The 6,209-nt window shown below is 65.1% G+C and carries 12 protein-coding genes; 7 read left to right on the top strand and 5 right to left on the bottom strand.

Annotation, left to right across the window (positions count from 1 at the left end):
• Positions 1-163: 163 nt before the first annotated feature.
• The 5 genes from ACV4UX_RS16405 to ACV4UX_RS16425 form a co-directional block, all read right to left on the bottom strand.
• Positions 164-385, bottom strand: coding sequence for a hypothetical protein (locus ACV4UX_RS16405; protein WP_491594359.1), 222 nt, complete (start codon positions 383-385; stop codon positions 164-166).
• An 11-nt stretch (positions 386-396) separates the two neighbouring features.
• The gene (locus tag ACV4UX_RS16410) at positions 397-777 is read right to left on the bottom strand and encodes a hypothetical protein (RefSeq protein ID WP_491594360.1); all 381 of its coding nucleotides are present in this window, start codon (positions 775-777) and stop codon (positions 397-399) included.
• A 214-nt stretch (positions 778-991) separates the two neighbouring features.
• Complete coding sequence (bamE, locus tag ACV4UX_RS16415; protein WP_491594361.1) at positions 992-1,300, bottom strand: outer membrane protein assembly factor BamE domain-containing protein; 309 nt, start codon at positions 1,298-1,300, stop codon at positions 992-994.
• Between the two features lie 16 nt (positions 1,301-1,316).
• On the bottom strand, positions 1,317-1,652 hold the full coding sequence (locus tag ACV4UX_RS16420; RefSeq protein WP_491594362.1) for a hypothetical protein: 336 nt from the start codon (positions 1,650-1,652) through the stop codon (positions 1,317-1,319).
• Entirely contained in the window at positions 1,649-2,302 is a 654-nt protein-coding gene (locus tag ACV4UX_RS16425; protein WP_491594363.1) for an XRE family transcriptional regulator, read from the bottom strand. Before ACV4UX_RS16425 ends, ACV4UX_RS16420 begins: the two co-directional genes overlap by 4 nt.
• A gap of 85 nt (positions 2,303-2,387) precedes the next feature.
• On the opposite strand from ACV4UX_RS16425, the gene ACV4UX_RS16430 reads away from it, so the two are divergent.
• From ACV4UX_RS16430 to ACV4UX_RS16460, 7 genes are all read left to right on the top strand, one after another.
• A complete protein-coding gene (locus tag ACV4UX_RS16430; protein ID WP_491594364.1) occupies positions 2,388-2,654 on the top strand; it encodes a transcriptional regulator in 267 nt (88 codons plus the stop codon).
• Positions 2,651-3,391 (top strand): hypothetical protein, encoded by a 741-nt coding sequence (locus ACV4UX_RS16435; protein WP_491594365.1) that lies wholly within the window; start codon positions 2,651-2,653, stop codon positions 3,389-3,391. Before ACV4UX_RS16430 ends, ACV4UX_RS16435 begins: the two co-directional genes overlap by 4 nt.
• Positions 3,392-3,701: 310 nt before the next feature.
• On the top strand, positions 3,702-4,001 hold the full coding sequence (locus ACV4UX_RS16440) for a hypothetical protein (protein ID WP_491594366.1): 300 nt from the start codon (positions 3,702-3,704) through the stop codon (positions 3,999-4,001).
• The gene (locus ACV4UX_RS16445) at positions 3,998-4,168 is read left to right on the top strand and encodes a hypothetical protein (RefSeq protein WP_491594367.1); all 171 of its coding nucleotides are present in this window, start codon (positions 3,998-4,000) and stop codon (positions 4,166-4,168) included. The genes ACV4UX_RS16440 and ACV4UX_RS16445 overlap by 4 nt, the downstream gene beginning before the upstream one ends.
• Positions 4,169-4,171: 3 nt before the next feature.
• Positions 4,172-5,359 carry a hypothetical protein gene (locus ACV4UX_RS16450; RefSeq protein ID WP_491594368.1) on the top strand — a complete coding sequence of 396 codons (1,188 nt, stop codon included), beginning with the start codon at positions 4,172-4,174 and terminating at the stop codon, positions 5,357-5,359.
• 9 nt (positions 5,360-5,368) lie between these two features.
• Positions 5,369-5,746, top strand: coding sequence for a RusA family crossover junction endodeoxyribonuclease (locus ACV4UX_RS16455; RefSeq protein ID WP_491594369.1), 378 nt, complete (start codon positions 5,369-5,371; stop codon positions 5,744-5,746).
• On the top strand, positions 5,743-6,209 hold a 467-nt coding region (locus ACV4UX_RS16460), incomplete at its 3' end, for a DEAD/DEAH box helicase family protein (protein ID WP_491594370.1). The genes ACV4UX_RS16455 and ACV4UX_RS16460, both read left to right, overlap by 4 nt.

Consider the following 6,209-nt stretch of genomic DNA (forward strand, 5'->3'; position numbering starts at 1 on the left):
CACGGCTTGCAGGGCGGCGATCACGGTGCGGATCAGGCCCCGGGGGATGGACACGATGTCGGTGGTCATAAGGTTCTCCAAAGGCGAATGTTGGTGATGGTTTCGGCGGCCCGGCGGCGGCGACGGCCGCGCAAGAGGCCGAACAGACGGCGAAGCGCCCACATCACAGGCGCTCCAGGAACTGGCGGTTGGCCTCCAGGCTGGCCTGCTCGGCGGCGGTCAGAACCGCTGCGGACACCAGGATGTAGTGTTCGCACCAACCATGAACCGGAGGCCCGAAGGAGGCCCAGGATTGGCGGAAACCGGGTGTGGTGTTGGCCCGGTTACGCAAGCACGAGAGGCCGAGCGGGCAGCCGTCGCGGAAGCACAGGGTTAGAATCGTCATGATCGCCTCCCCTATTCGGCCGCGGCGCGCGAGGCAGCGGCGGCGTCCATCATCGCCGTGAGCTGGAGGGTGATTTTGCGGGCCTCGGCACGCAGGACTGCCGCCATGCCGCGCGCCCGGCGGATGTCGTCGATGGTTCCGGCAACCGTCTGGCGGTGGCGCCGACGCTCGGCGGGGTCTTGCTTTGCCACGCCGAACGCCTTGCATCTTTTGGCCGAACGCAGGAGCTGCCACGCCATCGTGCGGTTCTGCTGGGCGGCGAATTCCAGGTCACGGCGCATGCGGTCGAGGCCGAGGGGATCGGCCGGCATCGAAAATGTCGGGATGGCGGCGTCGGCCGGAATCGGGCCGTCGTAACGCAGCTCAAGGAGATCGCGGTCGGTGTAGGCCATGCTCGCCCCCCTTTCCGCAAGGCGCCGGGGGACTATCCCCCGGCCTCTTTCCGGCAATCTGAGCCGGTGCCCTGCGTGTCAGCCGGTGTGAACGGGTGACAAGGAGAATGCTACAAATTTACTTGTACGCTCGTCAACAAATTTGTTTGTAGGTTCGGGCATGAGAAAACCCGCCTACCGGAGCGGGCGGGGTTGGGGGGCTGGATATCAGCTGTCAGTAATGGTTTACGTTCGTTTCTTGGTACTGCTCGCCGTAGCGCACCACCTTGCCTTCACGGAAGGTGACGGCGTAGGTGCGGGGCCACTCGGAAATGGCGTGCTTCATGCGCTTATAGATAAGTTGCTCCTCGCCCCGGTCGGCATCTGCACTTACTGACACGGGCTCGCCCAGAATCTGAACCACCTGGGCCTTCGACATCCCCAAGGAAATCTTGTTGAAGTCCGACGCCGTGCCATAGACGGCTGCCTGACATCCAGACGCAGCAACAACGATGGCGACGACCTGGGCTACGCGCTTAATCATTCTCCTCTCCTTCCATTTACCACGGCGCGCCGCGCAGAATAAGAACTGCTGATACCGCCGGGATAAGGAGGATCACCGCTTGGGCCAGCCTCCAGGAAAACTCAACCAGCACGGCATTTTTATTCCAGTTAGGCGTGCGTCCTGTCATGGCCGCAGGTTGCGGCTTGCAGTTCACATAAGCAGAAAATGAAGCCCAGCCAAAAACAGCCACTACCGCGACGGACCACCAGTAAGACCGCCCGAACACGCCATCATCAACGTCAACGTAAAGCTTTAGCGGGAGAATGAAGGCGAAAAAATACCAAGCTATCGACTTGAAGTACCGGCCAATCCATTTTTCCGTATCAGTCACACCCGCCTCCCCAGCCAAATAACTCGGCCGATGATGCGCACTTCCCCGGCGGCCACGTCGCGGTATGTGTCGTATCGCGGATTGTCGCTGGAGATGGTGAAGCGTCCAGACCTTGGGTCCACCGTCACCCGCTTCACCAGCAGGTCGGCACCCAGGCGCAGACCATAGATGCCGTCGCGGGTAATGCGGTCCACCATCCGGTCGATCAGGATCTGGTCTCCATCATGCAGCGTCGGTTCCATGCTATCGCCGGAGACATGCACCAGTATCAGCCGGTCGGGCGGTGAATTGGTCAGTCGCTTCAACCACCTGGGATCGAATGGTTCCAAGTAGGCCGGTTGCGGGTCTTCTTCGCACCAGACTCCCGGCCCGGCAGAAAGCGCGAGGTCGAAAACAGGGATGCGCAGGATATCGACGCTCTGGTGTTCCGGCTTAACGGGCGCGCGCACGGTATCTGTCTTGCCTTGCAGCCATTGCGGTGTGGCGTCAAGGGCGTGCGCCAGTTCGAGCAGGTAGCGGGGGCGCAGCACCTCGCCACGTTCCAACTGGTCGATGGATTGCTGCTTGCACCCAATACGCTCGGCCAGCTCGGGCTGACTGAGCCCTAGTTCCTGGCGGCGCTGGCGCGTTCTGTCTCCGATCACGCTCATGGGCACTACGGTACAAACGCGCTTGTTCCGCGTCTCAACAAACGTTCTTGTTGCCATTCTACAAATTTACTTGTACTGTTCGGGCATGAGCAACGAACTCGTCCAACAAGCCATCAAAACCGTCGGCAGCCAGAGCGCGCTGGCGAAGCGATGCGGAAAGAAACAGGGCCACGTATGGCACTGGCTCAACTCCGAGCGGGTGTCTGCCGAGGCCGCCATCCTCATTGACACGGCTACGGAGGGCGTCGTCCCGAAGCACGCGCTTCGTCCCGACCTTTTCCCGCCGCCCAGCAGCACGGCGACCGCTCACCAGCATGGTGACTCGGCTCCCTCCACGGGAGCCGCTCCATGACCATCCCGCTCACCGCCGCCGAACAAGAGCGGAAGCGCCGCTTAATCGCCGCCTGCACCCTCACCCCCGAGGAACTGGCGGAGAAGCGCCGTCGTATCCTCGCCTTCTGCGCCCCGGAACTGTCCGGGGAACAGCTTGATAAGCTGGTCGGCGGCGGCCCTGGCCTCGGGGGCGTCCACCCCGTCGAGCAAGGCAAGACTGTGTTCCGTGATGACGGCGTGGTCCTCGGGCGTGAGGACGCCCTTGCTCATCAGGCGGTCGACCAACTCGACCATGAAGGTGGTCAGCGCCAGTATTCTTGCGGTGTACATGGTTCACCTCTTCCCCCTGACGCCATGACCATCCCGTATGACGACCATCATGACGCCCGCCGCTGGATGCTGGGCTTAGTCAAGGATCGGTCCGTGGACGTGATGATCCGCCGCAAGATCCTGCTCGCGGGAAAAGAAATCACGGATCGATTGTCGGTGCATTTCGAGCGATGCGCCGCAGCCGGAGCAGACGAGGGGCCGTTCAGCCGAGCGATCGCTGAAGTTCCCGGAGAATACCTGGACCTGATGACCGCAGCAGTCGCACGGGATATGGGCGCTGTGTGTCGCTGGGCGGCCACCTGGGAACCGTCCGAAGAGATCATCATTCGACATGGAGAATCCTCCACGGTGGGTTGTGACAAAGCCACTGTAGGAGCGGCGGGGGCGGGCGTCGAGTCATCCCCCGCCATCGGGCATGGGGGCTAACCATGCCCAGGGGGGAAGCGATCAGCCAAGGCCATGAACCGTTCGTCGCCGCGGGAATTCCGTTGACGGATGGGGCGGTGGCGAATGGGCCGGCGCTTTGCCTGACGCCGGCCCACCCTGCCTTTTCGGAAGCGTCTTCCGGCTGCTCTCGCCACCACACGAGCGGCAACCACCCCGATGCTTTCCCTCTGACGATCCATGACACCCACCGGGGTTTTTCCTCCGAACGGCACCACCATCGCGCTGTTCGGAGTGCACTTCCATGCGCAAACGTCCCGGAAAAATGTACGAAAGTAATCCTATGGCCGCAGTGACCGCCCATGACGTGGCGGCACGCATCTCGGCCGCCCTTCGTCAACGCTTCGACCGCACCCGCCATGCCGCCAAGGACATCGCGGCCCGTGTGGACGCATCGCCCCGGGCCGCCGAGGACTGGCTGCAGGGCGAGACCGCGCCCCGGGCCGCCGAGCTGATCCGCCTGTGCGCCGAGTTCGACGAGGTGTTCGACGCGGTGTGCGCCCTGGCCGGGCGCAAGCCAAGCGGTGTCGGCCTGACCCCGGCACAGCGCGACGCGCTGGCCTCCATCATCAAGACCCTGGAGGAACAATGACCATTCTGCTGGAAGCCCATTCCTGGCGCGGCGTCTCTCGGTGGAGCGACGGTGTCTGGCGTATCGCCGTACTGGGGTGGGTGACCGTCGGGGTGTCGCGGCAATCGCTGGTCGAGCGCATGCGCAAGCTGGTCGCGGCCATGAAGACCCTGGCCGAAAAGGACTGAGCCGTGGTCTTCAGCATTCTCATCGCCAACACGCAGGGGCGGCCCCGGAAGTCCACCGCCCCGCGTCAGGCGGCCGGCGCCTCCTCCCCGCCGGCCGCCGCCCCTTTCGTCGAGCAGGAAATGGTTTGGGACGACTGGATCGTCCGCGAGACCACGGCCTGCAACGAAATGGCCGACGACCTCTCGGCCTACCTGGAGCACTTGCGCCGTACTCGGCCCATCGAGCCGTCGCCGGTGCCTGGTTCCTTCACCACCACCACACCGGAGACCACTGACATGGCACGTCGCCGCAAGACCAGCGAGGCGCAGTACTGCCTCAGCGAGGAACAGAAGCAACAGAAGATCCAGGCGGCTTTCCCCGCCATCTACGGCCTGATGCAGCAGGTCGAGGCCAAGAAGGCCGAGCATATCAAGCCGCTGGCCGACGCCATCACCAAGGCGTGGCGCACGCTGAAGGCGGAAACTGGCACCGACCAGGCCGACCTCAAGCCGTTCTTCCTGATCTTCATCCGCGAGCAGATTGCCGAGGCGGCCGAGAACGAGGCCGACGCCGAGCGCATCCGCGAGAACCTGCGCCGGGCCTTCCAGGCTCTGTCGTCCGGCGAGACCCTGGACCTGCTGGCCGCCTTCGGCCAGGTCGAGACCCTGAAGGGTGGCAAGGCCGATACCGACGCCAACGAGGACGAGGATGAAACCGACGACGAGCCCCGCGAGCTGGCCGGCGAGGCCGATTCCGAGGAGCCGCGCGAGAGCGGCCCGGCCCCGGTTGACGCCGTCGGCAAGGGCGGCCCGGGCGGCGAGCCCAAGGACGACGAGCCCGAGGTGCTGGCCGACGCCCAGGCCCCGCTGACCACCACCGCCGACGATTCCGAGTTCGCCGCCGCCGGTCACATCTTCCAAGCCGGCCGCACCGCCGCGCTGGAGGGCGTGGCGCTGGACGACAACCCGCACGCCAAGAACGGGAATGGGGGCGTGCAGGCCAAGCTGTGGGCGAACGGCTGGAACAAGGGCAACGCCGAGCGCGAGGCCAGCGCCAGCGGCGCCGATGTGGTGACCCTGCCGCGCAAGTCCCGCGCCCGCAAGGCGGCCGAGCCGGCGGCCGGCGTCACGGTGATCGATGGCGTCGAATACCACGACGCCACCGCCTCGGCCGAGCTGGGCGCCAGCCGCCCGGCCTTCCCCGTCCACTGAGGCCAGGCCATGTCCAAGGGGGGAAAGCGCGTCAGCATCGTCATTCTCGGCGAAGTCGCCAGCAAGGCCAACTCCCGCAAGCTGGTCCTGATCAAGGGCCGGCCGGCCTTCATCAAAAGCGACAAGGCGCGCGCCTGGTGGGCATCTGCTGAGAAGCAGGTGCCCGTCCGGCACCCCCTGATGGCCGGCGATTTGGTGGCGTACATCCGCATCCATTACGCCAGCCGTCGCCCCGACCTCGACCCATCGCTGATCCTCGATGTCCTTCAGGGCCGCGTCTACGAGAACGACCGCCAGGTGCGCGAGATGCACCTGTACTGGGCGCTCGACAAGGTCAATCCGCGTACTGAGATTGTTCTGGAGCCCATGCAGCCATGCCTGCTGTGAAAGCCCTGCGCCCCTATCAGGAGCGCGACAAGAAGGCCGTGCTCGCGTGCCTCCAGCGGGGCCAGAACCCGCTGCACGTCTGCGCCACCGGCGGCGGCAAGACCACCGTGTTCGCCTCGGTCGCCGATTACGTCGTCCGCCATGCCGGCTGGGATGTCGGCGTGCTCGTCCATCGCGACGAGCTGCTGGAGCAAGCCTGCCGCGCCCTGGACGATGCCGGCGCCGTCTATGGCGTCATCGCCCCCGGCCACGTCGTCACCAGCCACAAGGTCCACGTCGCCAGCATTGCCACCCTGGTCGCGCGCCTGGCCGCCGGCTGCCGCGATACCGCGCGCTGGCTGCTGAACCTGCGGCTGGCGATTGTCGATGAAGCCCACCATGCCGTCGCCGACCAGTGGGTGCGCGTCGCCGAGGCGATGGCTGGTGCGCTGCTGTACGGCGCCACCGCCACCCCCTATCGCAC

The sequence above is a fragment of the Fundidesulfovibrio sp. genome (genome assembly GCF_058402725.1).